Raw genomic sequence first — 24421 nt, 5'->3', positions numbered from 1 at the left:
TCTGAGTGAACCTTCCCGAGGAAATCGAATCCTTCAACGAGAGGATTAGGAACGCCATAGACGGCAACCACAGGCCCGAGAGGAGGATATGGGTAACCTCTCTGAGCTACTGCCTCAGGAAGACCGCCCTTGACATATACCTCAATGCGTACAGTCCCTCGCGTAGCTGGGAAGCCAGGATAGGCTCCGCCCTGCACGGCTGGCTGGCGGAGGTCGTCGGGAGTGCGGAGTTCGAGGTGCCGGTTGAGTACGAACTGAAGGAGGGCTGGAAGCTCTTTGGACGGGTTGATGCCGTTAAAGGCCCATATGTCCTCGAGTTCAAGTTCAAGGGGTTTGAGGGCAACGGTGAAGGAATCCCGCGAAAAAATCAGGACCTTGAGCACGCGGAGCCATCGCGGGAGTGGGTCGAGCAGATTAACGCCTACATGGGAATGCTCGGGAGGGCGAAGGGGTACATCTACATCTTCGATAGGAACGGGCTTGACTTCCGAGTATTCCCCGTCGAGTTCGATGAGAGCCTTTTCAAAAGGTTTCTGAGGAGGGCCGAGAGGGTTATCGAAGCCGTTGAGGAGCTGGAAAGCGGGAAGTTTCCGCGCTGGATATCGACGGTTGGAAGAAAGGACTGGGTGTGCAACCGCTGTCCATACAGGCCGATTTGCGCCGAGATTGACAGGGAGGAGCTAAAGGTCAAATGATGTCCTCCAGCGGGTTCTTCTCCGTTCCGAGAACGTCGCGCAGTGGCTGGGAGCGGAGACGGTAGATTACCACCGAATCCTCGCTCTCGTCTATTATCTCCTTCAGCCCGGCCTTGATGCGCTCGTATTCCGCCCTCGTGACCTCGCCCTCGAAGACGCTGTTCTGGACCCAGTGGAGGTGCTGGCGGAGGAACTTCTTCACGTGGTTGACGCGCTTGACGTTCACGTCGTAGACCACGATAATGTACATAGAGCATCCCGAGCATTTTTGTGCTTCCAGGATTTAACGTTTGCGGCGTATCACGTTCAAAGGGCTCCGTTTCTGGAAACGAGCCTCAGAAAGACCAAAAACTTTAAGTGATCCCCTATCGTTCCCCCGGAAATCGGTTTTAAGACCCTTTGATTTGTAACTTTTTGTTACAATCAACGCAAAAAGATGTGACGAAATATTTTCGGAAAATTAAACGGAGGGCAGTACGCTCCCGAGCAAGTTCCCTCCCTGAAGAAATGCGTTCTTTTTGGGTCCAGACTATGGATACGGCCCTTTTAAAGAAACAGGCTCCATTTAACCATCAGGACCAGTTCAAGGATTCCGGCGCTCACCTGATCAGGTTTCGATGAAAGCGTTTCCGGAGTATCAGACGGTCAAAGTGACTTCAATTACAACCCGGAGAGACGTTCTTTTTCACCGGTTTTCAGAAAGGCTTAAATATCGGGGCGTTCTTATTTCTTCGTTGGGCGAAAGGGCGAATTTCGCGCCCTGTTGCAATAAGACTCGAGGAGAATTGAAAGAGTTGGAACATCGCTGTCATTTGTCCTCGCGCAGGTTGTTGCAATAAGACTCGAGGAGAATTGAAAGAAGAAGTACCGCGACGATCCAAAATACGAAATCAGGCGTTGCAATAAGACTCGAGGAGAATTGAAAGCACGAAAAAGACCGACGAAGAGGGCAACAAAATCCCGGTGGGTTGCAATAAGACTCGAGGAGAATTGAAAGTCATGACTGAGCTCAACATTACTGACGTTGCGACGCTCCCAGTTGCAATAAGACTCGAGGAGAATTGAAAGTCAAAATCATCGAAAAACTCGAACACGGCCGAACCGGTTGCAATAAGACTCGAGGAGAATTGAAAGGAAGAGGGCCGACAAGGCATGGAACGCGGGGGATCAAGTTGCAATAAGACTCGAGGAGAATTGAAAGTGAGCGCGGCCAGCACCCTCTCCCTCGCCTTCACCTCCAGTTGCAATAAGACTCGAGGAGAATTGAAAGAGCGTCCCGATGAGGCCACCATTGTTCGCGAGATCTGTTGCAATAAGACTCGAGGAGAATTGAAAGGACGGGGACAGTGTCACTTATGAGTACAAGTTCGAGGACGTTGCAATAAGACTCGAGGAGAATTGAAAGCGTTTCATTACTGTCCGGATTGTCCCCCGCCAATGCGGTTGCAATAAGACTCGAGGAGAATTGAAAGAAACATCACGTGGGTGGATGTGCCGGATGAAGAGGGTGTTGCAATAAGACTCGAGGAGAATTGAAAGAGGCTGACTTTAGGTGGAAGCTGACGTTGAACGTGGAGTTGCAATAAGACTCGAGGAGAATTGAAAGTATTGGGTCGAGGAATGGGACGCCGAGAATAAGAAGGTTGCAATAAGACTCGAGGAGAATTGAAAGATTCCGGTGGAAGTAAATACGCTCCAGCCGGAACCCCGTTGCAATAAGACTCGAGGAGAATTGAAAGTTGGTTATATAACCTCCACAACCGCTCCTCGATATATGTTGCAATAAGACTCGAGGAGAATTGAAAGTTACAGTCAAACAACGGCAAGCGACACCTATGCAATCGGTTGCAATAAGACTCTAGGAGAATTGAAAGAGAGAAGACTTCAGAGATTTGGAGTTCCAATATAGAGTTGCAATAAGACTCTAGGAGAATTGAAAGGAAACGCCGAGAATAAGCTTTAAAGCGATATTGGAGGTTGCAATAAGACTCTAGGAGAATTGAAAGAACCCTCTCAGGCCATCTTTTAGATAAGATCGCGGTCGCAAAACCCCGGCAGATCTCAACTTTCCGCCTACCTATTTGGAATATTTCTCCAGGGACGGGCTTTTATCCAAAATCATGGGGGGAATTTATCCTTATAAAAATTCATTTATATCCTGTGATATTTCCCAAAGTTTCAATGCACGTTAAATTTTCGGTTCAATATAACACAATGGGGCAGAAAAAATTTTTAACAGTAACTTTCGAGAACAGGACGTAATGAACCGGAGGTGAACACTGTGGGGCAGAAAAGGAGAACAACTTGGCAGATTGCAATTCTGATTGGGGTTCTGGTGCTGGTTAGCACGGTTCCGACGGGACACCCGGTCGGGGCTTCAGGCACCTCCATCCAGGGGTACGTGGATGCCCTCAAAAGCGCGTTCCGCGAGCTCACCGGCAGGGATCTCCAGGGCACCGTCGAGGTAACTCCAGGCTCTGGGTTTGAAATCGATCCCAACGCCAAAGTCGTGAAGGTTGGGGCCGACGAGTTCACGAAGTCATACCACGGCATCATCGGGGGCAAGGGCTTCTACTTGGTCGCCTACGGGCTGGTCAACCTCTCCATCCCCAACCTGCCCGGAAACGGCGCGGATCCCCTGTGGCACTTCAACCTCACGCTGAAGAAGGGAGAATTCAAAACCGAACTCGCTACGGAGGTCGTGACCTACTGGCTCCTCGAAAAGGTGGGAAGCTACAACGGCGTCAACCTGAAGAAGGTGGCAGAGTACAGAAAGCAGGAGATAGTAAACGAGTACGAAAAGATCGGGAAGGCAAAGCAGGTGGAGTGGCTCTTCAAGTACCTCAACGACAAGACGATCAAGGACGTCATCACCAGTGTATACCAGTGGGACTACCCGGACGTTTACGGCTGGACGTGCAAGAGCTCTCTCCTGTACAGGGAGATCAAGAAGACCTATCCCTATGTCAAACCGCCGGTCCCGCTCTCAAGCCCGAAGAAGATAGACCACGACTCCTGCCTGATAAACGTCCTGCCGATCTACCACCTTGGAATAAAGCTCGGCAGCGAAAAGCTCTCCTACACGGTAATCCTCTTCAACCACACCTCGCGGGAGTACATAATCGGAATAAACAGGACCTCCTCGGGCTACACAGTTGGCCTCTGGATAAAGTACCTCAACATGACGACACTGGAGGTAAAGCCCCTCTGGTTTGACTCGGCTGAGAAGCTCACCCTGACTTTCATCGACGGCTACAACCTCACCATCAGCTCCGCTGACGTCGGGAAGACCTTCACAACTCCCCTCGCCGGTGGATTCTGGGAGCTTGAGTACATGGACATCTATGTCCACTACTACAAGTGGGGAAGTGATCAGAGAGTCAAACCCGGGCTCAGGTGGTATTATCACAAGGGCTACGTCGTCATAGATGAGTACCTCGCTGGATTCTTCGGTGACTTCAAGGTCGCCTCGCTGACCGTCTGGGCCTGGGGCGACGGAATGTTCAAAATCGAAATGACCTACCTTGAAAGTAGCGATTACAGGCAGGAGATCGACTACGGAAACGCCATCCTCAACCTGACGACCGAAGACATCGGGAAGGCATTCCTTCTGGACAGGGAGACTGGACTCGTGGTAGGGCTCCACGGCAAAGTACTTCCGGGATGGAGCCTCGTGGGGGATGCAAAAATCGACCCGGAGAAGGGAGTTATAATCCTTACCCCCGACGAGGGAGGAAAAAGAGGTGCGGCCTGGTTCGATAAGCCAGTTGACCTCTCCCGGCCCTTCACGGCAACCATAATATTCTACGCTGGACACAAAGGAGGAGCTGACGGAATCGCGGTCGGCTTCCAGGCCAGGGGACTTGACGCCCTTGGCGGGGGCGGGGGCGACTGCGGTTTCAAGGGCATCACCCCTGCCGTTGGATTCAAGCTCTGGGAGTACAAGGAGAAGATAACCTTCGTGGACGATGGAAACGAGGAAGACGTTACCGGGGGAGTTTCCTTCGCCGACGGAAAGGAGCACGTGCTCAAGCTTTCATGGAACCCGGCAACGAAGAGCCTCACCCTTGAGGTCGATGGCCACGTCTACGCCAGCAGAACCATCGATCTGAACGCAAAGTTCGGGTCCTCAAAGGTGTACTTTGGAGTCACTGCGGCAACGGGGGCAGGATGGAACCTCCACTACTTCGTGCCGGCCGATGGGTTCATGCTCGCCGCCGTGTCTGAAAAGGCAAAGACAATGCTCTCCTCATTGAGGAAACTCGGGCTGGATACCACGGAGCTCGCCCCGATAGTCAGCGACTTGGACACCGCCCTAAAGGGAGGAAACTACCGGAAGGTGCTCCAGGATTACTACACCTTCAGGATGAGGCTGATCAGAAAAACCGTTCCAGAGATAAAGGAGAACCTTAAGGAGACCCTCATAGCCCAGCAGATGAACATCTCCTCGATAGCACTTGATGCGCTGGTACAGGCCATTAGGAAGGCCGCGTTTGAGGGGGACGTGGTCTCAGCACTTAACTACTCCGAATCCGCCCGCAACCTTGCGCTCAATATGAGCGAGCAGAAGATCGCGGAGATGATTAAAGAGATCAACGAGCTCAAGGAGCAGCTGAGGGAACACGGGGTCTCGGTGTCTTCAATAGACGAGGAGGTAAGCTCAATAGAGGAGCTCAGAAAAGAGGGCAGGTACGTGGAGGCGTGCCGCGTTGCCGCATCGCTCGAAACAAAACTGAGGGAAGCACTCAACATGACCCTCATGGTGGAGGAGAGAATAAAGGGCCTCCAGAGCCTCTACAAAGCCTCAAAAATGGGGGAGATCAGCGAGGATGAGTTCAACGCCGGAATAGCCCGGGCCAAAGAGCTCATGAGGGAGTGGAAGTTCAGCGAGGCCATGAGGGTCCTCTCGGATCTGGAGAAGAAGATAATGCCCTGGCAGCTCGTTGGCGATGCGTACTTTGACAACTCCACAGGTGCAATAGTCCTCACACCGGATCAGAGCCACAAGAGGGGAGCCGCCTGGTTCAAATATCCCGTGAACCTCTCTAAGCCATTCAAGGCGATCTTGATGTTCTACGCTGGAAGGCAGAACGGAGGCGATGGAATCGCAGTTGGCTTCCAGTCCATAGGTCCCAACGCCATCGGAGGAGAGGGCAGCGATTGCGGTTTCAACGGCATAGGCAGGGCCGTTGGCTTCAAGCTCTGGGAGTGGGGCAGAGGAATTTACCTCGTTACCCCGAGAGGAGAAAGGAAGCTCGCTGACGTCAGCTTCGCGGACGGAAAGGAGCACAAAATGACCCTCTACTGGGATCCAAAGACCAAGACCCTGACCCTCGAAGTTGACGGCAGGAACTACACCCAGGTGAACGTGGACATTCCGGCATTACTCGGCTCCGAAACGGCCTACTTCGGCGTCACCGCCGGCAACGGGGGTGACCACAACCTCCACTACTTCGTACCGCTCGCCCTGTACGTTCCTGGGGAAATGAAGGCGAAACTCAAGATAACAGGAACCCCTGAGGGAGCCGAGGTCTACGTCAACGGAACGCTCAAGGGCAAAATCCCGGTCGAACTCACCCTCAAGCCCGGCAAATACTCAATAACCATCAGAAAGGATGGCTATAAGGGGAAGAGCCTGACCATCACATTGAAACCCGGGGAGAGCAGGGAACTCAGTGTATCCCTTGAGAAGGTTCAGACCTCAACGACTTCCGTCGTCAGAACAACGACCTCCTCCACCGCGCACAGGGAGCACTCGAGGACCTCAACGACCACAACCACCTCCAAGACCGGGGAAACGAGCTCGACCACAGAAAACACCGGTACTAGCAGCAGCTCAAAGGGTGGCGGCGGCATCTGCGGGCCTGCTGGGCTCGTACTGCTCGCACTGCTGCCCGTACTCGCGAGGAAGAGGAGGCGCTGAGCCCCTCCTCAACTTTTTTTCACTTCCGCCCCATTTTTCAACAATTACATAAAGACATTAACATGCAATTATGCAGTTAAATAGACTCCGCCATCTCCATGACTCTGTCAAAGACGGCCCTGTGGTTGCCAAAGGCCTCGAACATCCTGCTGGAATAGTTCTCCGAGGCGGTCTGGAGGAAATCCCAGAGGTTGCGGTTTATCTCATCGCTCACGGGGACGTGAAGGGGCATCGGCTCGTAGTAATCGAGTCCCTTTATGAGGGCCGTTGAGAAGTACCAGAGTGTTTTCCTCACCTTCCTCCCGCTTATCTTTGAGAAGCTCGCCTCCATACAGTTGAAAGCGGCGTGAAGAACGATTATCAGATCTATCTTAACCCCTGCCTCGAGGAGCTCCAAGCGCTCCTCGCTGGATGAGAGATCCTTGATCCTGTACCCGCTCCGGGTTTTTGTGTCGTAGGGGGCTTTGATGCCGTAAACGCCCTCCACTCTGGGATCGTAGACCAGAACATCGGTGCCCCCGACTATGTACAGGGCTTTTCCTCTGACTTCAACGACGGTGTTTTCGGTGCTCAGAACAGGAAAACCGCCGGCCAGCGCCAGTACCGACATCGTGCTCTTTCCGGTGTGTGGGTAGCCAACGAAGAGAACCGCCCGTCCCGAAGGGGAGACAACGCCCACCGAGTCGGTGACGAAGATCCGGCCCTCCTTCGCTCCGGCCCTCGCCGCGGCCTGCAGTGTGAAGAAAACCGGGGCCTCGTTTCCGTACGCCGAAGGGACCGCGGACTCGATCTTGTACTCGTCCCGCCCGAGATGATCGTATACCGCGCTGAAGACCCTGAAGCGCTCCCCCTTAAAGCGCTCTATTAGGACGCGCTCCCTCCCGTCCTTTTCCCTGACGTCCGGGAGATACCGCCGCGCAAAGAGGCTCCTCAGTCCCTCGGTAAAGCCGTCATCGAGTTCGCCCGTTATCGAGAATGGAACCCCTCCGATCTCCAGACCCATCTCCATCCCAGAACTGGTGCACCGGATGGGTTAATAACTTTATCGAAACGTGAAAAGGAGAAAAGAAGTCACTCAAGGGCGGAGAGAAGCTTCTCAAGGAACATCTTCTCCGGATAGGCGCCTTCAAACTGGACCTTGTCCTCGCCGTCCACCTGGATGACTATCTTCGGAACCGCCATGACGCTGTACTGGTCAGCCCACTCGGGATACTCAATCGCCTCGACCATGTCGCCGAGTATCTTGCCCTTTCCTGCCTTGGTGTTCTCGATGGCGAACTTGTGGGCCATCCTAACCGCGAGCGGGCAGTAGGGGCAGGTCGGGGTTACGAAGACGAGTATCCTGACGTCCCTGTCGATCGTTGAAAGGGCCTCCTTGCTGTCCGGCATGAGGTCCGTGCTCATATTGCTGACGTCGACTATGTCCTCGAGGAAAGCGCTGAACTCGTGACCGGCCGGAAGGCCGAAGAACCTAACGCCGACGTCCTTTCCGTCGTGGGTTATCGTGACGGCCGGAGCGCGGTCGATCCTGTACTGCTCGGCCACCTTTCTGCCCTCCTCCGTGTCGAAGTCATAGAACTCGTAGCTCAGCTTGTCGCTCAGCTCGCTCAGCTCCTGAACGAGCTGCTTGAGCTGGTCGCAGTACTGGCAGTGGTCTTTTCCGGTGAAACCGATGATCTTAACGGGGTTCGTCATCTTGGAGAAGAACTCCTCCTTGATAACCTTCTTGTCGGCGTCGCTAATCAGTCCCATCCATCACACCTCCATCTAAAGGTTTATAATCCTCGCGAACCATTTCTTTTGGGTGAAAATCCCAGGTTTGCAACCTTAGGTTGAATGATCACTATATAAGCTTTACGTCACAGGTTTGGGTGGTGTTGGGCATGCCTGAGAAAGAGCCGGACCTGTTTTACATCCTCGGGAACAAGGTGAGGCGCGATTTACTCAGCCACCTCACCTGCACCGAGTGCTACTTCAGCTTTCTGAGCAGCAAGGTCAGCGTTTCCTCCACTGCCGTTGCAAAGCACCTTAAAATAATGGAGCGCGAGGGCATTCTCAAATCCTACGAGCGTGAGGGCCCCTTCATCGGCCCCGCGAGGAAGTACTACGACATAAACATCGCCAAGACGTACGTCGTCACTATAACCCCCAACATCTTCTGGTACCGCGGGCTCGACCTGAGCGAGGAGCCGGAAGTCTCGATAGAGCTTCCAGAAGAGCCCAAAAACCTCGACGAAATGATTCTAACCTTCAGAAACCTGAGCAAAAAGCTCGAAGAAATTCTCAGGGAGTTACAGGCGGTTGAAGGTAGAAGAGACAGGCTCATGGCGATGATTAAGGAGACCTACCTCAAGGAAATCGGCGACATGACCCAGCTGGCGATCCTCCACTACGTCCTCCTCAACGGCTCTGCCACCGTTGACGAACTCAGCGACAGGCTCAACCTCAAGGAGAGGGAAGTGCTTCAGAAGGCGAGCGAGCTGGACAAGTTCGTTCCGTTAAGAATAAAAGACGGCGTTATAACGATAGACGACGAAAGGCTGAAGGCAAAGCTCGGCGGTGAAAACGATGCCGGAGAAGATTAAAATCGTCGTTAACGAAGACCGTTGCTACCTCTGCGGTGGCTGTGCCGGGGTCTGCCCGACTCTGGCGATAGAGGTGCACTCAAGCGGCTGGGAGTTTATTCAGGACAAGTGCATAAGCTGCAGGATATGCGTCAACGCCTGCCCAGTTGGAGCACTGAGCGCCGAGCCCCTGGAGGTGAAAGCATGAGCTGGAAGTACAACGTCGTCGTCGTTGGGGCGGGAATAGCAGGGCCTATCATCGCCAGAAACGTCGCAAAGGCCGGTTACTCCGTCCTCATGATTGATAAGAAGTGGGCGATAGGCACCCCCAAGCAGTGCGCCGAGGGCATAAGCATAAAGGTCTTTGAGAAATACGACATCCCCTATGATAAGCGCTTCATCAACCGCGAGATTTACGGAGCGAAACTCTACTCCCCGAGCGGTTACGAGCTCGAACTCCGCTACAAGGACGTTAGCGGTGTTATCCTCGAGAGGAAGGTCTTCGACAAGATGCTCGCTTACTACGCCGCTAAGGCTGGAGCAGACGTCCTCGCGAGGACGGAAGCCCTGGACGTCATAAGGAAGGACGGAAAGGTCGCTGGAATCAAGGCCAAGCACGAGGACGAGCCGATTGAGATTTACGCCGACGTTATCGTCGCGGCTGATGGCGTCGAGAGCACGATAGCGAGGAAAGCGGGAATAAACACCTACGCCCCGCCACACGAGTTCGATTCATCCTACGAATACGAGATGCTCATAGAAGGCTACGACCCCGACCTCATACACCTCTGGTTCGGCAACGAGATAGCCCCGAGAGGTTACGTCTGGGTCTTCCCGAAGGACGAGGACAGAGCCAACGTGGGAATTGGAATCAACTCGGACAATCCAAAGACCGCCAAGTACTACCTCGACAAGTGGCTGAAGGAGAACAACATACCTGCCAAGAAGCTCCTCGAGGTGAACGTTGGAGTCGTTCCCGTTGGAGGCTTCGTCAAGGAGCTCGTCAAGGACAACGTTCTCGTCGTTGGCGACGCAGCTCGTCAGGTAAACCCGATGCACGGCGGCGGAATGGCGGAAGCGATGGAAGCGGGAACGATAGCGAGCAAGTGGATTGTTAAGGCTCTCGAAGAGGATAACCTCTCGCTCCTCCAGAACTATACCAAAGAGTGGTGGGAGACCGACGGAAAGAGGCTTGAGAAGGTTCTGAAGGTTAGAAAGGTAACGGAGAAGCTCACAGATGAAGACCTCGACCTCTTCATACAGGTTCTCAGCGGGGCAGACGCGGAGAAGATAGCAGGCGGAGACTACGTGGAGGTCATAAAGGCCCTCCTCAAGCACCCGAAGGTTCTCCTCAACCCGAGGAGGATAAAGCTCCTCAAAAGCCTTCTCTGAGCCTGAACCCCTTTCCCTTCTTCCTTGAAAATACCACTATCTCCCTTGCACTCCCAACGCTCAGGCTTCCCCAGGGGGAGTGAAGACCCTTTGAGTTCTCGATGAGGTAGTAGAGCTCAACATCCCCGGAAACCGTTTTTCTGAAGGAGGAAACGTCCGGCAGTTCCGTTATCGCCTCGCAGGTTCCGTCGGAGCACCGAAGGGGTTTCTCATCAAGCCCCAACCCGAGCTCAAGGGCCAAAAGCCTCGCGGTCTCATCTATTGGGGCGGGGTAAAGCGTGTAAAGTCTTCTAACCGCCTTCAACAGAACCGGAAAGCGCCTATCGCCCTCGTCTATCCCGTAGCCGATGCTCCGGAGCGGGTCCCTAACAGGTTTTCCGTGGAGGGCGTTCCTGAGCTGAACCACGCGGTTGGCCCAGACCATCGTCGGCTTCGGCTCTCCAAGGAGCGAGAAGCGCCTGTCGAGGGAAAAACCCCTCTCCGGATTCACATCCCGGAGGGGAGAAAGCCACAGGTCAAGTTCCGGCTCGCTTATGAAGAGGTGGCCCGCCTTGAGAACCTCCAACCCCTCAAGGAAGAGACGGTAAGAACTCTCAACGACTTCGTCCCGCCCGATGGAGAAGGCGTAGAGGCTCGCGTCCGCCAGACCGAGGACGAAGGTTGACTGGATGTCAAGGAGGCTCGCCACCGTTACCTCGTTCAGCCTGACCTCGTCGCGGAGCCTTTCAAGGAACTCGCGGGCGTTGGCCAGCAGGACTTTTGCAGTTCTTTCCCACTCGTCCATGATGGGAATTCATCATAAGTAAAGATAAGGCTATCGCTTCCAGTCCTTGCAGTTCATGTCGAGGCAAATCTCGTACTCCCTGCCCTTCTCGCGAATCTTGACCACTGGAGCGCCGTTGCAACAGGTTTTGTTGGTGGGAATCACTTCACCGCGCTGGAGTATTGGATAGGTGACGTTACACTTGGGCCAGTTGGAGCAACCGACGAAGCGCTTGCCGGTTTTCCTATTGTATTTGAGAACCAAGTCGCCGCCGCACTTGGGGCACTTTCCGAGGACGAGCCTCTGCCTCTCAGGGGACTTGGCCTTCTTCGGCTCTTCCGTCCCGGATTTCGCGGAAGCTCTGGAAGTCCCGGACTGGGACTTTGATTTCTCCACCCGAACCGAGTCCTTCGAGGTTGTAACTCCAGTTCCGGTTGTCTCAAGGAGCATTTTTCCGATGTCGAGCTCCTTCTCCTTGAAGACCTTTAGGATTTTAATCAGCTGGTCCTTGCTCTCCTCGATTATTTCGTCCTTCTTTGCCTTCCCCGCCATTATCTCCTCCATCTTCTCCTCGAAGGCCCTCGTGAGTTCAACGCTGACTATGTCGGGAACGTTCTTCTCAAGGGCCTCCACGACGCGCATGCCGAGGGGTGTAACCTTTATCTTCTTCTTGCCCTCGATGTAGCCCCTGCTGTAAAGCGTTTCAAGGATTTGCGCGCGCGTTGCCTTCGTTCCGATGCCCAAATCTTCCATCTTCTTGATTACAGCGGCGGGAGAATAGCGAGCGGGGGGCTTGGTTTTCTTCTTCTCGCGCTTAATCTGGACGACCTTGACGGGTTCACCTTCCCTGAACTGGGGAAGGATTACCTCGTCGAACTTGACGTATTTCCCGTAGACCTTCAGCCAGCCCTCCTTGAGGGTTCTCGCACCGCTCAGGATGAAGCGGTGGCCGTTGGAGTTTATGATTACCTTCACGCTCTCCCTCACCGCCGGCTCCATGAAGAGCGCCAGGAAGCGCCTCACGACGAGGTCGTAGATGTTCTTCTCGTCCTTACTCAGCTCGCCGGGCTTTGGAAGCTCACCGGTGGGATAGATTGCCGGGTGGGCGGGGTCTTCCTTCTTGCCCTCAACGGGCTTGAGGTTGCCCTTGCCCAGAAGCTCGTGGGCGAAGGGCTTGTACTCGGGCAACTTCGCGAGGTTCTGCAGTATCGAGCGGAAGTTGAGGTTCTTGGGGAGCTTCTGCGAGCTTGTTCTGGGGTAGCTCGTGTAACCCTTCTCATACAAGCGCTGTGCAATCTCCAGGGTCTTCTTCGGGCTGTAGCCAAAGGCAGAATAAGCCTCCCTCTGGAGCGTTCCGAGGTCGAAGGGCACCGGCGGATTCCTCTTCTGCTGCTTCACCTCAACTTTCTCCACGAAGGCCGGCCCCTTCTTGGCCTCCTGGACGATTCTCTTCGCCTCCTCCTCGTCCCATATCTTGTCCTTCTCGTAGGTCGCCGTGTACTGCTTGCCCTCTTTTTCAAGAATCATCTTGATGACCCAGTACGGTTTCGGCTTGAAGCTCTGGATTTCCTTTTCCCGCTCGACGAGGAACTTAAGGGTGGGCCCCTGAACCCTTCCGGTGGAGAGAACCATCCACTTCCCGCTGGCGCGCTTTATGGCCGATGTTAAAGCCCTCGAGAGGTTCACGCCCCAGTACCAGTCGAGGACATGGCGTGCTATTCCAGCATCTGCCATTCCGAAGTTTATCGTCGGCTCAAGGTTGTACCAAGCTTTGAGAAGGTCCTTCTTCGTCAACGCCGAGAACTTCATGCGCTTGGCCTTCGAAGGGTCAACGCCGCAGGCGTATTTCAGAGCCGTGTAGCCGATAACCTCGCCCTCCGTGTCGTAGTCGCAGGCGACTATGAACTCATCGGCTTTCTTTGCAAGGGTAGCTAAGGCCTTGATGTAGTCTTTCGCGTAGCCCTTGCCCTTCTCGGCGACGTAGACAGGTACCCATTCGATGTCAAAGACGGGATAACCGTAGGTTTTGGTCTTCGGAGCGAGGGAGAAGAGATGGCCAACAGCTGGAGCGACTATCACCTTCTTGCCGTCGCGGGTGAACTCGTAGTAGCTCACCTTCCCTATCGTCTTCCGGACGGGCTTTCCCTCGGCCAATGCGTAGGCTATCTTTCTCGCGACGTTGGGCTTCTCGGCTATGATGAGCGTGACCATGGTCCATCCTGAGAGGGTGGGAGATGGTGTATAAAAATCCTACTGAGCTTCTGGATCGCTAACACTCACAGTGCCCGTGAATAGGAGCGGTAACTGTGCCCCCGGGGAGCGAAGGGGACTCACGGCTCGCCGGGCGCTCATCCCCCGCGGTTTCCCGGGGGCAGTGAAGTGTACTCTCATTCGCTTAAATCCCTTTCCGCCGGCAAAAGTTTAATAACCGTTTGGGGTTTCTCACTACATGCGAGCCGGGGCCAAGAGGGAGCTGACCTACGTGGGAGCAACCTACATAGGGAACTTCATGGACAGGGAGCTCATATTCGATATTTTCGATCGCGTTAACCGTTATCTGATCCGGAGCAATCTTCCCGTCAGGTTTCTTTACCTCGGGAAACTCGAGGTCGGTCCAGGTTACCTCATCAACATCCCCGTGGGGGACACCCACGTCAAGGGCTATCCCCTGGAAGCAGTAATCGAGGCCCTCTACGCCCGTCTCCTCCAGGAACTCAACAAGGATGAAGGATTTCCCATGAGGCGCATCTTTGGCCTCACAACATTTCCCCTCGTTTCGAGAAACAGGTACTTCCACATGTACGATAAGTTCCTCGGTTTTCAGCAGGAGATACTGGGCATGAAGATAATGGTACTCTCCATGAAACCGTTTGAGTCGAGCAACCGCGAACTGATGGCCGAGCGGATATTCAAAGGCGTCCTCCACGAGCTGGGCCACAGCTTTGATCTCGACCACTGCCCCGGTGAGTGCGTAATGAACCCTCCGACAACGCTGCGCGAATGGGACGAGAGGCCACCCGCCTACTGCCCCTCCTGCATGAGAAAACTCCAGGGGGCGGTCTCCGCTGAGGTAGTGTTCAAAAGGGAAAGGGGTCGGTAACGGCAGGGCTCTTCATCGGCGGAGCCTCGTGTAGCGAAATTCTCGTCATTCCCCTCTTCTTCACTTAAGCCGCTGGTATGCGGCGTAAAACCTCTGGACGACGGTTATCCACGCGAGTATTCCGACGATGTAGACGCCGTATTTGACGTATTCCGTCCCGAGGAACGAGAAAACCATCAGGATTATCAGCCTCTCGGCCCTTTCGGCAATGCCCACCGCGAGCTTTCCGGAGCCAGCTAACTCGGCCCTGCAGCGCTCGTAGCTGACAAGATAGCTCCCCATGAACGTCAGGAAGGCAGCGCGCCAGTCGACGAGACTTCCGAGCGCGATTCCAAAGAGCACCGCGCCGTCGCTTATCCTGTCGAAGGTCGAGTCGAGGAATGCCCCGAAGCGACTCGTCTTTCCGGTCAGCCTCGCCAGCGTTCCGTCGAGGGCATCGACGAGCGAGCCTATGAGGAGCGTTAGAGCGGCCAGCCTCGGCTCGCGGAGGTAGTAGAGGTAAGCCGCGAGGAGGCTCATGAGGAGACCTATCACCGTTATCGCGTTCGGCGTCAGTCCGGCCTTTGCGAGGGGTTTAACTATCGCCTCAAGGTAACCCCTGACGTTCTCTCGATACCTGTTGAGGACCATTTTCTTCACCCGTCGAGCTGGATTACCCTCTTCCCCCTCTCCTGCGGGATGATTTTGAGCTTCGCGTTCTGGAACTCCTTCCTCAGACCTTCGCCGTCGAGGAGCCTGTCGAGGAAAACCGCCAGAGCGGCCACCTCGCTGTGGGGCTGGTTGCCAACTGCCACGTTGTAGTGGGCCAGCTCGTAAACGTCTCTCGGAACCTTCTCGGCGCCGACGACGATGAGGAAGTCCTTTCCGGCCTTCAGCTCCTCCTTCAGCTTCGGCATCGCGTCGTCTATATGGATTCCGTACATCGTCAGGTGGACTACGACACCTTTCTCGCGCCACTCCCTCAGGATTTTCTTCCAGCTGGGGTCAAAGGTTATCTCGAACGGCCCGCCCCAGCGCCTCACGATGTCCTCGACGCTCTCCTTAACGTGCTCATCCTCTTCAGCCGCAATGATTATTTTATCGGCCCCGAGGGCCCTCGCCGTCAACGCCACGTGAGTGGTTATTCTCTTGTCCCTTTCCGGCCTGTGACCGAGTCTAAGCACCGCTATCATTCCAACCCCCGCAACCTCTTAAAGGGTTGCCAATAAATCCTTTCCGGTGGTGTGAATGATAACGCTGACGACGGACTTCGGGCTTAAGGGGCCCTACGTCGGTGAGATGAAAGTAGCGATGCTCCGCGTCAACCCGAACGCGAAGCTCGTTGACGTCACCCACGCGGTGACGAGGCACTCCATAATCGAGGGCTCCTTCGTCATGGAGCAGGTCGTTAAGTACTCCCCTGAAGGAACGGTTCACGTCGGCGTCATAGACCCCGGCGTCGGGACCGAGAGGAGGGCGGTAATCATCGAGGGCGACCAGTGGCTCGTCGTCCCCGACAACGGGCTGGCGACGCTTCCGCTCAAGCACATAAATCCAAAGCGCGCCTGGGAGATAGACTTTGACCGGATTAGGCGCTTCACCGGCTGGCGGATAAGCTCGACCTTCCACGGGAGGGACGTTTTCGGGCCGGCGGGCGCGCTCATCGAGAAAGGTGTTCCTCCGGAGGAGTTTGCCCGCGAGATTCCGCTCGATTCTCTCATCAAGCTCGACGTCGAGCCGAAGAGGGAAGGCGACCTCTGGGTTCTGAAGGTAATTTACGTGGACGACTTCGGCAACATCATACTCAACCTTGAGAACTACGGAAGGCCGGAGGCAGTTGAGTTGCCAGACTTCGGGCTGAGGATTCCCTACAGGGAGGCTTACGGCTACGTGAAGCCCGGAGAACTGCTTGCACTCCCAGGAAGCCATGACTACCTTGAGATTGCCGTCAACCAGGGGAACGCGAGCGAGAGGCTCGGCCTGAAGGTGGGGGGTGAGGTTAGGGTGAAGCTGATTGGAGGTGATTGAATGAGGCGCGGTCTCTTCGTCGGTCGTTTCCAGCCCGTCCACAACGGGCACATGAAGGCTCTGGAGTTCGTCTTCTCGCAGGTGGACGAGGTCATCATCGGAATCGGGAGCGCACAGGCCAGCCACACGCTCAAGAATCCCTTCACGACGAGCGAGAGGATGGAGATGCTGATAAGGGCCCTCGATGAGGCGGAGTTCCCAAAGAAGCGCTACTACCTGATTCCGCTCCCTGATATAAACTTCAATGCCATCTGGGCGACCTACGTGGTTAGTATGGTGCCCCGCTTCGACGTCGTCTTCACCGGGAACTCTCTGGTTGCACAGCTCTTCCGCGAGAAGGGCTACGAGGTCATCGTTCAGCCGATGTTCAGGAAGGACATTCTCTCCGCGACGGAAATAAGGAAGCGCATGGTCGAGGGGAAGCCATGGGAAGATTTGGTGCCGAGGAGCGTCGCCGAGTTCATTCGGGAAATCAAGGGCTGCGAGAGAATCAGAATGCTCGCGACCAACCTCGAGAAAAACGAAAAGGAACTCCAGGCGCCGATAAGGATTCCGGAGTTTTGAGGGAGTTTTATGGCGGACTGGAAGCGGGCGCTTGAGAAGTTCATAGGCGAGTGGAGTGAAAAGGATTCCGTTGGGGCTGCTATCCTCACGGGAAGCTACGCCCTCGGCCTCCAAACTCCCCGCTCGGACGTGGACGTTTACGTAATCCTCTCCGACGACGTGGACTGGAGGGAGAGGGGAAACGTTTTCGTGGACGGCTTTTTGATTGAGTACTTCGCGAACCCCATAAGGCAGATAAGGCGGTACTTCGAGGAGGAGCACTCCAGGAACAAGAGGAATACCGCCAGAATAATCCTCATCGGGAAAGTTCTCTTCGACAAGACGGGTATCGTAGAGAGCCTCCGGGCCGAGGCTGAGGAGTACATGAGGATGCCGTTTCCAAAGCCCGAGCCGGTGAAAGTCGAGTTGGCTAAGTACGTTCTCTGGGACGCCCTTGACAGCCTGAAGGATGCTGAGGAACGAGGAGATCCGAGCTACGCCTACCTATATCATCTGGCTCTGAGGGAAGCCCTTGAGTCCTACGCCCGATTTTTGCGGGTCGAAGTACCGCCGGCGAGCAAGGTGTATCGTCTCTTCAGTGACGAAGCCTTTAGAGAGGCTTATCTTTTTCCAAATTTTCCCGATGATGAGTTCGTTGCCCTCTTCCTCAGGGCCATGAAAGAAGTCAGAACCGAGAACGTCGAGGCACTGGTAACTCACGTCCTTGAGAGAATGGGCGGTTTCAGCATAGACGGCTGGAGGCTGAGGACTGGGGTTTAATTTTCTCCTCAATAACTCTCAGGATGTCTTCAAGAGAGATCTCTTTTGAAGGCTGGACGTTGTCTTTTGAGCAGACGTGCTTGTGGTGGGGATAAGTCTCAACATCTTTATGGTGTGGAGCGTTGTCCCAGCGGACTATAAGCTTTCCGTCCTTCTGCCATTGAAAAGAGTAGTTATACTCATCCTCCGATACGAATTCCCGGATGTAAAGAACGCTCCCATCTATTAGCTCTGCCCTGATTTTCAGGAAATAAAAGCTGTCCCCTTCTTTGTAGTCGAGGATTTCGTAGCTTTTGACTGCTGGACTAGTCTCAAGCGATTCTAACTCTCTCAGCATGTTCAATCTCCTTTAGCCTCTTCTCCAGCTCCTCAAGCTTCTTTACATATGCCTTCCACTCGATGTAGTCGTCCCAGGCCTCGAAGGATTCTTCCGAGTTCGTAAGTTTTCTCTCAAACTCCTTGAGCGTCATGCCGTATTTCTTCTCGAAGGCCCTCACTCTTTCCCGTATAGGGGCCAGCTCGGAGATTACCCTTAATCTCTCGTATGTTAACACGTCTCTCTTTGAAACCACAACCTCACTCATCCCTACCACGTTCCTAACTCGCGGTTCTTGAATAAATACCTTTCCTAGCCAGCCACCAGAACATCGCTCCCGCCAGTAAAAACAGCCCGAAGCTTGCCGCGTAGGGCAGCGTTGGGTGGAGGCTCGCCAGCGCTCCCGCAACGAAGGGCGTAAAGAGGGCGAGGAGCTTCCGGTAGCTCGATATCGCCGAGTGGAACTCGCTGGCCTTCTCCTTTGGAATCAACTTGAACATCCATGAGCGGTAGAAGGGGAACCAGAAAGTGCTTCCAAAGTCGCCGACCGCGTAGACGAGGAGGGCGAGCCAGAAGGGTGGCGAGAGCGCCATCATCAGTGCGTAGAGGGCGTTAATCAGCATGCCGACCCCTATCGCCTGGAATCCCCTCCCCTTCGGGACTCTTTCGCTTGCATAGGTTCCGATTATTGAGGCCAGACTGCTCGCGCAGGCTATCAGCGTCACCTCGAACACGGTCTTGTGGAGCACGAAGACGACGTAGTTAATCAGCACGATTTCGGGAGCTAAGGACCAGGCGAGCGTCAGCAGGGCCTCAAAGGCGAGGAGGACCTTGAACTCGCCGACCTTGAAGGTGAAGCCCTCGGGCGTTATCCTCTCTTCCCGGCCAACGGAAGGCAGAAAACGCCAGATGTAAGCCACAGTAACGGCCGAGAAGAGGCCGAAGAACATGAAAGTCCATCGGTAGCTCTCCGGCCCCGAGTAGACGTAGCCGAGGATGTAGCCCATAATCGGAAATGTAACCAGCCTCGATATCTCTGGCAGGCGGAGGTGCCAGGCGAAGATTTCCTCGTATTTGTCCTCCGGGTAGATTACCTGCTCGTAGGCTCGGTAGAGGGGATAGAGAACTGTCGAGAGCTTCTCAATCGTTCTACCGGCGAAGAGCATGATGGGGGCTACCGCTCCCTTCGCGAGGCCGTAGGAAACGTAGGCGATGCCGTCGAGAACATCTATCGCGATGAGGCCCTTCTTGATGTCCCAGCGGTTGAAGAGCCGGCCGAAGAGGTAAGTCAGGGGAATCGCGATTATGTTCACAGCGGTAAAGAACGCCCCGACCTCTAAGATTGAGTAGCCGGTTTCCATGAGGTAGAGCGGGAAGAGTATCCAGACTATCAGGCCGGGAGCAATGAGCGTGTGGTAGAGCATGTAGGCTTTAGCTTCCCTCGGAATCTCGCTCCAGCGCATTTGAAGCCCCGTTCAGGTTCCATGCCGTGTTTAAAAATATTGGCTTGGCGGGAGAGTAACGCTTGAGGTAAGGTTTATAAATTGGTCATCCAAATGATCAAATAGGTGGAATTATGGTTCAACCGGATGACTTTATTGTACAGCACCTCGTGAGCATCCGAAACCTGCTCGGTGCCTACAACAAGCCCCACAAAAGGATGTTATACGGCTATCTCTCCTCAAAACTTACGGCATACCTCGAGATGGGAGCCCCCGATACAGTTCTCCTGCTCGGAATACGGGGAGTTGGGAAGACTACCCTTCTCGCCCAGCTGTACTTTGAAGCCATTAAGAGAACGAGCCCGAACAACGTTCTTTACTTGTCCTTAGATAGGCTGAGGGCCCTGGGCCTGGAACTGCTGGAGGTAATCAACGCCTACAGACGGCTCGTCCAGCCCAAGAAGGCGGTGATCCTGCTCGATGAAGTTCAGTACGAGAGGGACTGGGACTTAAAGCTGAAACTCCTCCACGATGAGAAGCGGTTCCTTATAATTGCAACGGGCTCATCGGCGATAAAGCTCAGGGAGAGCCCCGACCTCGCGAGGAGAGCGTTGCACAGGGAGCTCTTCCCGATGACGTTCAGGGAGTATTACCTCCTCAAAACCGGTCATGAAATTCCTGAGCTCATGGGGAGAATTCTCCGGGGGCAGGAAGTTCCGATGCCTCCGGTAACGGAAGACATCGAACTCTACGTCAGGGCCGGGTCAATGCCCATGATCCTGGAAATGGATGAGCGAGAGGTTTACGAAAGACTGAGCACCATGCTCGACAGGGTCATCTACCGTGACCTGAGGGACGTGCATGAGTTCGACACTGAAACGCTCGATCGGGCCTTCGACCTGCTTCACCTGCTTGCAACACCGAAAGGAGAGCGCTTCAGCTACGAGAAACTTTCGAAAACCCTTGGACTGGCAAAGGGGACGGTTATTAAACTGGTGGACGCCCTTGAGAAAGCTGGGCTCGTGCAGAGAATTTCCTCCTGCGGTTCGCTCTCAAAAGCGAGAAGAAAAAGTCCAAAAATCAAGTTTATCGCCGTTCCGATCAAGTCAGCCCTGCTCTTCGGTTCAGGCTTCAGCCTCGGAAAAAAGGATATATTCGCCTCATTGTTAGAGGATACCGTGGCGTTCTATCTGTTCCTCCTTGCAAAGTCTAAAAACGGCAGACTCTGCTACGAACCCGGCAAAGGTGGGGCTGACTTCGTCCTTGAGCTTGGCGGGGAGAAAATCGTTATCGAGGTCGGCCTCGGCAAGATACAGAGAAAGCAGGTTGAGAGAAGCATGGAGCGCCTGAATGCAAGGAGGGGCTTAGTGCTTGGCGGAAAATACGATTTGGGCGAAAGGATAGCGTTTTATCCCTGGCAGGCATTCATTGCGGGGTTTTAGATTTCATTTTCTGATGCATTTTATGTAAATCAGCGCCGGCTCACCCCACTCAGGATACGGGTCTATCAGCGCGATTCTCACAAATCTATTCCGCTCGTAGAAGAGCCTCGTCTCATCGTAGGGCTTGTAACCTAAATCGCCCGACGTCTTGACGACGAGTACCTCGAAGCCTCTCCCCCTCGCCCACTCCTCGACAAAGCGGAGCAGTTCCGTGCCAATCCCACGGCCCCGCAACTCCCTCCTAACCGCCATCCAGAGGATCTCAAGGGCCCTCTCGTTGAGGGACTTAACGGTCACGAAGCCGAGAACCTTACCTCCCTCGACGGCGATGAAGGTCTTCTCCCTCATTAAATCGCGCTTGATAGCCCTGAGGCCGGCCTCGTTGAACCACTCCGGCAAAGCCCTGGCAGTCTCAAGGCATTCGAGCACCTCTGTTTCTGAGCGGAGCTCCTCGATGGTCAGCATGTTTCAAGTTCGGAGCGTCCTTTTAAAATCTGTCGAACCGTTCGGGGAAATTTTGTCGGATTTGATGAATTTTTAGTCAAGAAAAAGTATTTTAGCCAAAAAGTTGTAGAAAATTTGAGGGGTGCCCATGAGGTGGCTCGCACCGCTCGTGGCCCTGATGTTGATGCTCTCCTCGACCTTTGCTTTAGCCTCGGAATTCAGGTACACGATCAAAGGGGGCTCAATGGATTCCTTCGATCCCTATTACACGCTCTACTCAGACAACCGGGTACTGATTGCAGGTATCTACAGCAAAGGGCTGAAGAACCATCTCGCTCTAATCGAAGTGACCCCCGACGGAACGGCCCTTGGGGGCAAGATGCTGTCCCTATCCTTTGAGGACGGCGAGACAATAAACGTGAACCCCCTCGCCCTGCATCCGATCCTGCTGAAGGCTCCCGCAGGCTACTACCTGATAGTTGAGGCCCACTCGAAGAAGATTGAAGGCTTTGACGGCATTTTGATCCTCAGGCTCGATGACGACCTGAACGTCCGCTGGGGAGAGCTGATTTCGGCCTACGTGAACAAAACCTACGGGGGAACTTCAAAACTGGTTCGGGCCCACATCTACCCGAGGGACGCGATACTCGATGGCAATTACCTCTACATCCTCGCAAAGCTTGGAAAATGGGCGGTCGTGCTGAAGGTTTCGGTTGATGAGAACGTAAAACCCCTCTATGGGAAGGTTCTGTGGGCCAGGGGCATCAAAGTAACCTTTGGCCTTGAGCCGAAGGAGATGCTCGTCGATGGAAACCGGCTGTATTTCGTCTCAACCAACGCCGAGAGTGCAATCGGAGGAGCCAGGATAATCCTCACCGAGATGCTGACCAACGGAACGGTGCTCAGCGTTCTTAGCTACTCCCACCACCGCTCCCAGGAGGGAGGGCACCTGCTCTACGCCAGCGGGATAGCCAGGGGAGGAGACGGTTTCTACATAATCGGCACGTACGAAACCGAAATCAACAGGACTTCCGTCAAGTTCCCGGCGGTGATAGAGATAGCCCGGAACGGGAGCCCCGTCTGGGGAAAGATCGTCAAAGAGCCCGGCCTCGTGACGAACCGCTTCACCATCTCGGGGAACTCCCTCTACCTCGGTGAAATCGGCACGTGGGTTGCAGGAGCGAAGAGGTTCATGGGTGACGTAGTCATCATCGAGATGGACGGTTCCGGAGGGATAAAGCGGGCGCTCGCGTACGAGCCCAGCACACTCCACTCGATCAGCCTCGTCAGGGATATCTGGGCGGAGGAGGGCACCGTGATCGGCACGATCGGACTGACCGGTTCCCGGAGCGTGATCCTGTTCACCGTAAACGGGGACGACCCCTGCTGGAAGAACGCCGAGCTCAGCGAGGAGGATTTCGAGCTGAACTTCCATCCCGTCGATCCAAGGTACTACGAGATATCCAATGTCACGCTTCAGGTTCTGCCGGGAGTAAAGGCGGAGAAAACGGCACTGGAACTCAAGGCATCTCAGCTCTGCACGGGCCAGAGCACGAAAACAGAGACGACGGGCGGAACGGGAACCCGGACCTCCACCAGCAGGCACTCAACGACCTCAAAGAGCCACTCCTCAAGCTCTAGCACCTCCGTGACAACGACAACTTCGGCGACGTCTCCATCCGGATCCCCATCGAGCACTGAATCGGAAACTTCAAAGGGTTCGGGCGGCGTCTGCGGACCGGCCGCGTTCCTGCTGCTCCTCCTCGCTCCGCTGGGGGGGAGAAGGGGTTAGAGTTTTTATTTTCGCCCTCCCGTTTTTCTCCAGCCATGCCAGCAGTTCCTTCGCGAACTCGAACTTCTTACGCTTGCTCTCCCAGATTGGCGAGTGTTCCCTTAAAGACGGCTTGCTCCACTTCCCAACGGTCTCGCCGAAGTCGAACCCGACAAGCGTTATCTCCCTCGCGCCGAGTTCCTTAGCCAGAAAAGCCGCCCTGTCGCCGTCGGTGAAGCCCCCGAAGTTGTAGATTATGTCCAGGGGCTCGGTCTGGCAGGTGCCGAGGATTCTCGACAGAAACGGGACGTAGGAGACGAGCTTATCCCTGTTGTCCCCGTGGGCGTGGACGACGAGGAAAGCGCCCCGGTCATTGGCGAGCTTTATGTCAGAAATCCTTCCGTCGAGATCGGTAACGATCACATCGGGGATGATACCAAAGTCGAGCAAAGCCGTTGTTGCACCATCCGCCGCTATGAGCGTCCCGTCCGAGAAGTCGAACTCATTCAATGCCCTCTCAAGGCTGGGGCCCGCTCCGAAGACGTAGACTTTTCGTCCGATTACGGCCCCAAGCTCCTCGCGGAGGATGTAGTCGTCACTCTCGAGGAGGAGCGAGCGGAGCAGCTCGGCCGATTTTCTGTCTTCCTCGATTGAATAGCCCATCTCCCTCACTATTCTGAGGTAGAAGGGCCTCCACGTTTCCCAGTTCATTTCAACTCCCTCAGTTTTTCGTCGATTTTCAGCATCTCCTCCCACTGTCTTCCCGGCCAGTAGATTTGTCCGCAGTTCTGGCAGACGTAGAACTCATCGTAACGCTCATAAACCTTGGGGGAAACTCTTTCCCTAACTGCCTCCTTTGGAACCGCTTTTATGGGCCCGTTGCACTTCGGACAGCGCGCGTTTGCAGGGAACAGCTCCCCGAACTCAACGCCGAGGCGTTTAAGCTCCGCGACCTGGTCCTCAAGTGAGTTGGAGCGGAGGAGGAAGACATTAACGCCGAGTCTTTCGGCTCTCCTGGCGAGAGCGACATCTTTCGTGAGGATTACCCGGTTTTCCCTTTTAGCGGTCTCGATTATCTCCTCGTCGTCTTCAATTCCGTAGAGTGTGTCGTGGCCGTAGAGCCTGAGCCATCGGGCCAACCTTCCGAGCATCATGTCGGCGATGAACTTCATCGGAAGGGGTTACGGGAGAACCCTTATAAACTCAGCCGCTATTTCACGACCATAAAATAGGTGGTGG

The 24421-nt window shown here is 54.7% G+C and carries 24 protein-coding genes and 1 CRISPR repeat array; of the genes, 11 read left to right on the top strand and 13 right to left on the bottom strand.

All coding sequences use genetic code 11. The annotated features are described in order from the left end of the window. The first annotated feature begins 5 nt into the window (after positions 1-5). Entirely contained in the window at positions 6-695 is a 690-nt protein-coding gene (locus tag TAM4_RS02500; protein ID WP_014121665.1) for a PD-(D/E)XK nuclease family protein, read from the top strand. Here the strand turns inward: TAM4_RS02500 and cas2 are convergent. Further along, complete coding sequence (cas2, locus tag TAM4_RS02495; RefSeq protein ID WP_014121664.1) at positions 688-945, bottom strand: CRISPR-associated endonuclease Cas2; 258 nt, start codon at positions 943-945, stop codon at positions 688-690. The two genes, TAM4_RS02500 and cas2, sit on opposite strands and share 8 nt — an antisense overlap. A 512-nt stretch (positions 946-1457) precedes the next feature. Then, positions 1458-2701: a CRISPR direct-repeat array (repeat unit 30 nt; unit sequence GTTGCAATAAGACTCGAGGAGAATTGAAAG). A 275-nt stretch (positions 2702-2976) separates the two neighbouring features. Between cas2 and TAM4_RS02490 the strand changes: the two genes are divergently transcribed. After that, entirely contained in the window at positions 2977-6618 is a 3642-nt protein-coding gene (locus tag TAM4_RS02490) for a PEGA domain-containing protein (RefSeq protein WP_237702117.1), read from the top strand. Between the two features lie 76 nt (positions 6619-6694). Here TAM4_RS02490 and TAM4_RS02485 read toward each other — a convergent pair whose 3' ends face one another. Beyond that, positions 6695-7621 (bottom strand): hypothetical protein, encoded by a 927-nt coding sequence (locus TAM4_RS02485; RefSeq protein ID WP_048149752.1) that lies wholly within the window; start codon positions 7619-7621, stop codon positions 6695-6697. A gap of 68 nt (positions 7622-7689) precedes the next feature. Further along, positions 7690-8370, bottom strand: coding sequence for a thioredoxin family protein (locus tag TAM4_RS02480; RefSeq protein WP_014121660.1), 681 nt, complete (start codon positions 8368-8370; stop codon positions 7690-7692). A 131-nt stretch (positions 8371-8501) separates the two neighbouring features. Between TAM4_RS02480 and TAM4_RS02475 the strand changes: the two genes are divergently transcribed. The 3 genes from TAM4_RS02475 to TAM4_RS02465 are packed head-to-tail and all read left to right on the top strand — an operon-like array spanning position 8502 to position 10574. Continuing rightward, positions 8502-9203, top strand: a complete 702-nt coding sequence (locus TAM4_RS02475) for a helix-turn-helix domain-containing protein (RefSeq protein WP_014121659.1) — start codon at positions 8502-8504, stop codon at positions 9201-9203. Further along, positions 9187-9390: a DUF362 domain-containing protein gene (locus TAM4_RS02470; RefSeq protein ID WP_014121658.1), complete on the top strand. Its 204-nt coding sequence runs from the start codon at positions 9187-9189 to the stop codon at positions 9388-9390. The genes TAM4_RS02475 and TAM4_RS02470 overlap by 17 nt, the downstream gene beginning before the upstream one ends. Continuing rightward, a complete protein-coding gene (locus TAM4_RS02465) occupies positions 9387-10574 on the top strand; it encodes an NAD(P)/FAD-dependent oxidoreductase (RefSeq protein WP_014121657.1) in 1188 nt (395 codons plus the stop codon). The genes TAM4_RS02470 and TAM4_RS02465 overlap by 4 nt, the downstream gene beginning before the upstream one ends. Here TAM4_RS02465 and TAM4_RS02460 read toward each other — a convergent pair. Continuing rightward, positions 10558-11358 (bottom strand): hypothetical protein, encoded by an 801-nt coding sequence (locus TAM4_RS02460; protein WP_014121656.1) that lies wholly within the window; start codon positions 11356-11358, stop codon positions 10558-10560. The genes TAM4_RS02465 and TAM4_RS02460 overlap by 17 nt on opposite strands. Before the next feature lie 30 nt (positions 11359-11388). Beyond that, entirely contained in the window at positions 11389-13548 is a 2160-nt protein-coding gene (gene topA / locus TAM4_RS02455) for a DNA topoisomerase I (protein ID WP_014121655.1), read from the bottom strand. Positions 13549-13786: 238 nt separating this feature from the next. Here topA and TAM4_RS02450 point away from each other — a divergent pair, with 238 nt between their 5' ends. Next, positions 13787-14437, top strand: a complete 651-nt coding sequence (locus tag TAM4_RS02450) for a peptidase M54 (protein ID WP_014121654.1) — start codon at positions 13787-13789, stop codon at positions 14435-14437. 60 nt (positions 14438-14497) lie between these two features. Here the strand turns inward: TAM4_RS02450 and pgsA are convergent, their stop codons facing one another. Next, positions 14498-15067: an archaetidylinositol phosphate synthase gene (pgsA, locus tag TAM4_RS02445; protein ID WP_048149748.1), complete on the bottom strand. Its 570-nt coding sequence runs from the start codon at positions 15065-15067 to the stop codon at positions 14498-14500. 5 nt (positions 15068-15072) lie between these two features. Further along, on the bottom strand, positions 15073-15609 hold the full coding sequence (locus TAM4_RS02440; RefSeq protein WP_014121653.1) for a tRNA (cytidine(56)-2'-O)-methyltransferase: 537 nt from the start codon (positions 15607-15609) through the stop codon (positions 15073-15075). A gap of 55 nt (positions 15610-15664) precedes the next feature. Between TAM4_RS02440 and TAM4_RS02435 the strand changes: the two genes are divergently transcribed. Genes TAM4_RS02435 through TAM4_RS02425 form a run of 3 tightly spaced genes read left to right on the top strand, consistent with a single transcriptional unit; the run spans position 15665 to position 17767 of the window. Beyond that, positions 15665-16444 (top strand): S-adenosyl-l-methionine hydroxide adenosyltransferase family protein, encoded by a 780-nt coding sequence (locus tag TAM4_RS02435; RefSeq protein WP_014121652.1) that lies wholly within the window; start codon positions 15665-15667, stop codon positions 16442-16444. Continuing rightward, positions 16445-17008 carry a nicotinamide-nucleotide adenylyltransferase gene (locus TAM4_RS02430; RefSeq protein WP_014121651.1) on the top strand — a complete coding sequence of 188 codons (564 nt, stop codon included), beginning with the start codon at positions 16445-16447 and terminating at the stop codon, positions 17006-17008. It begins immediately after the preceding gene. 9 nt (positions 17009-17017) lie between these two features. After that, on the top strand, positions 17018-17767 hold the full coding sequence (locus TAM4_RS02425; RefSeq protein ID WP_014121650.1) for a nucleotidyltransferase domain-containing protein: 750 nt from the start codon (positions 17018-17020) through the stop codon (positions 17765-17767). On the opposite strand, the gene TAM4_RS02420 is transcribed toward TAM4_RS02425, so the two are convergent. Genes TAM4_RS02420 through TAM4_RS02410 form a run of 3 tightly spaced genes read right to left on the bottom strand, consistent with a single transcriptional unit; the run spans position 17730 to position 19546 of the window. Beyond that, positions 17730-18104 (bottom strand): DUF6516 family protein, encoded by a 375-nt coding sequence (locus tag TAM4_RS02420; protein WP_048149738.1) that lies wholly within the window; start codon positions 18102-18104, stop codon positions 17730-17732. The two genes, TAM4_RS02425 and TAM4_RS02420, sit on opposite strands and share 38 nt — an antisense overlap. Further along, entirely contained in the window at positions 18079-18351 is a 273-nt protein-coding gene (locus tag TAM4_RS02415) for a hypothetical protein (protein ID WP_014121649.1), read from the bottom strand. The genes TAM4_RS02420 and TAM4_RS02415 overlap by 26 nt, the downstream gene beginning before the upstream one ends. A 13-nt stretch (positions 18352-18364) precedes the next feature. After that, the gene (locus TAM4_RS02410; RefSeq protein ID WP_014121648.1) at positions 18365-19546 is read right to left on the bottom strand and encodes an MFS transporter; all 1182 of its coding nucleotides are present in this window, start codon (positions 19544-19546) and stop codon (positions 18365-18367) included. Positions 19547-19659: 113 nt separating this feature from the next. On the opposite strand from TAM4_RS02410, the gene TAM4_RS02405 reads away from it, so the two are divergent. Beyond that, positions 19660-20967, top strand: coding sequence for an ATP-binding protein (locus tag TAM4_RS02405; protein WP_014121647.1), 1308 nt, complete (start codon positions 19660-19662; stop codon positions 20965-20967). A 3-nt stretch (positions 20968-20970) separates the two neighbouring features. Here TAM4_RS02405 and TAM4_RS02400 read toward each other — a convergent pair whose 3' ends face one another. Further along, positions 20971-21432, bottom strand: coding sequence for a GNAT family N-acetyltransferase (locus TAM4_RS02400; protein WP_014121646.1), 462 nt, complete (start codon positions 21430-21432; stop codon positions 20971-20973). 127 nt (positions 21433-21559) lie between these two features. Here TAM4_RS02400 and TAM4_RS02395 point away from each other — a divergent pair, with 127 nt between their 5' ends. Then, positions 21560-23203 carry a hypothetical protein gene (locus tag TAM4_RS02395; RefSeq protein ID WP_048149735.1) on the top strand — a complete coding sequence of 548 codons (1644 nt, stop codon included), beginning with the start codon at positions 21560-21562 and terminating at the stop codon, positions 23201-23203. Here TAM4_RS02395 and TAM4_RS02390 read toward each other — a convergent pair. Together TAM4_RS02390 and TAM4_RS02385 are read right to left on the bottom strand one after the other, a co-directional pair. Beyond that, entirely contained in the window at positions 23123-23893 is a 771-nt protein-coding gene (locus tag TAM4_RS02390; protein ID WP_048149725.1) for a 6-hydroxymethylpterin diphosphokinase MptE-like protein, read from the bottom strand. The genes TAM4_RS02395 and TAM4_RS02390 overlap by 81 nt on opposite strands. Next, complete coding sequence (locus TAM4_RS02385) at positions 23890-24354, bottom strand: Mut7-C RNAse domain-containing protein (RefSeq protein ID WP_014121643.1); 465 nt, start codon at positions 24352-24354, stop codon at positions 23890-23892. The genes TAM4_RS02390 and TAM4_RS02385 overlap by 4 nt, the downstream gene beginning before the upstream one ends. Between the last annotated feature and the right edge of the window lie 67 nt (positions 24355-24421).

This window comes from Thermococcus sp. AM4, from assembly GCF_000151205.2.
GTDB lineage: Archaea > Methanobacteriota_B > Thermococci > Thermococcales > Thermococcaceae > Thermococcus.
The sequence above is the reverse complement of the archived record's forward strand: the minus strand, read 5'-3'. Positions and strand labels throughout refer to the sequence as shown.

Excerpts from the sequence above, each read along its gene's own strand:
- TAM4_RS02390 (WP_048149725.1), bottom strand. The coding sequence starts at position 23,893 with ATGAACTGGGAAACGTGGAGGCCCTTCTACCTCAGAATAGTGAGGGAG.
- TAM4_RS02440 (WP_014121653.1), bottom strand. The coding sequence starts at position 15,609 with ATGATAGCGGTGCTTAGACTCGGTCACAGGCCGGAAAGGGACAAGAGA.
- TAM4_RS02465 (WP_014121657.1), top strand. The coding sequence starts at position 9,387 with ATGAGCTGGAAGTACAACGTCGTCGTCGTTGGGGCGGGAATAGCAGGG.
- cas2 (WP_014121664.1), bottom strand. The coding sequence starts at position 945 with ATGTACATTATCGTGGTCTACGACGTGAACGTCAAGCGCGTCAACCAC.
- TAM4_RS02435 (WP_014121652.1), top strand. The coding sequence starts at position 15,665 with ATGATAACGCTGACGACGGACTTCGGGCTTAAGGGGCCCTACGTCGGT.
- TAM4_RS02475 (WP_014121659.1), top strand. The coding sequence starts at position 8,502 with ATGCCTGAGAAAGAGCCGGACCTGTTTTACATCCTCGGGAACAAGGTG.
- TAM4_RS02420 (WP_048149738.1), bottom strand. The coding sequence starts at position 18,104 with ATGCTGAGAGAGTTAGAATCGCTTGAGACTAGTCCAGCAGTCAAAAGC.
- TAM4_RS02395 (WP_048149735.1), top strand. The coding sequence starts at position 21,560 with ATGAGGTGGCTCGCACCGCTCGTGGCCCTGATGTTGATGCTCTCCTCG.
- TAM4_RS02405 (WP_014121647.1), top strand. The coding sequence starts at position 19,660 with ATGGTTCAACCGGATGACTTTATTGTACAGCACCTCGTGAGCATCCGA.
- TAM4_RS02485 (WP_048149752.1), bottom strand. The coding sequence starts at position 7,621 with ATGGGTCTGGAGATCGGAGGGGTTCCATTCTCGATAACGGGCGAACTC.
- TAM4_RS02460 (WP_014121656.1), bottom strand. The coding sequence starts at position 11,358 with ATGGACGAGTGGGAAAGAACTGCAAAAGTCCTGCTGGCCAACGCCCGC.
- TAM4_RS02385 (WP_014121643.1), bottom strand. The coding sequence starts at position 24,354 with ATGAAGTTCATCGCCGACATGATGCTCGGAAGGTTGGCCCGATGGCTC.
- TAM4_RS02410 (WP_014121648.1), bottom strand. The coding sequence starts at position 19,546 with ATGCGCTGGAGCGAGATTCCGAGGGAAGCTAAAGCCTACATGCTCTAC.
- topA (WP_014121655.1), bottom strand. The coding sequence starts at position 13,548 with ATGGTCACGCTCATCATAGCCGAGAAGCCCAACGTCGCGAGAAAGATA.
- TAM4_RS02400 (WP_014121646.1), bottom strand. The coding sequence starts at position 21,432 with ATGCTGACCATCGAGGAGCTCCGCTCAGAAACAGAGGTGCTCGAATGC.
- TAM4_RS02430 (WP_014121651.1), top strand. The coding sequence starts at position 16,445 with ATGAGGCGCGGTCTCTTCGTCGGTCGTTTCCAGCCCGTCCACAACGGG.
- TAM4_RS02415 (WP_014121649.1), bottom strand. The coding sequence starts at position 18,351 with ATGAGTGAGGTTGTGGTTTCAAAGAGAGACGTGTTAACATACGAGAGA.
- TAM4_RS02480 (WP_014121660.1), bottom strand. The coding sequence starts at position 8,370 with ATGGGACTGATTAGCGACGCCGACAAGAAGGTTATCAAGGAGGAGTTC.
- TAM4_RS02425 (WP_014121650.1), top strand. The coding sequence starts at position 17,018 with ATGGCGGACTGGAAGCGGGCGCTTGAGAAGTTCATAGGCGAGTGGAGT.
- TAM4_RS02450 (WP_014121654.1), top strand. The coding sequence starts at position 13,787 with ATGCGAGCCGGGGCCAAGAGGGAGCTGACCTACGTGGGAGCAACCTAC.
- TAM4_RS02470 (WP_014121658.1), top strand. The coding sequence starts at position 9,187 with ATGCCGGAGAAGATTAAAATCGTCGTTAACGAAGACCGTTGCTACCTC.
- pgsA (WP_048149748.1), bottom strand. The coding sequence starts at position 15,067 with ATGGTCCTCAACAGGTATCGAGAGAACGTCAGGGGTTACCTTGAGGCG.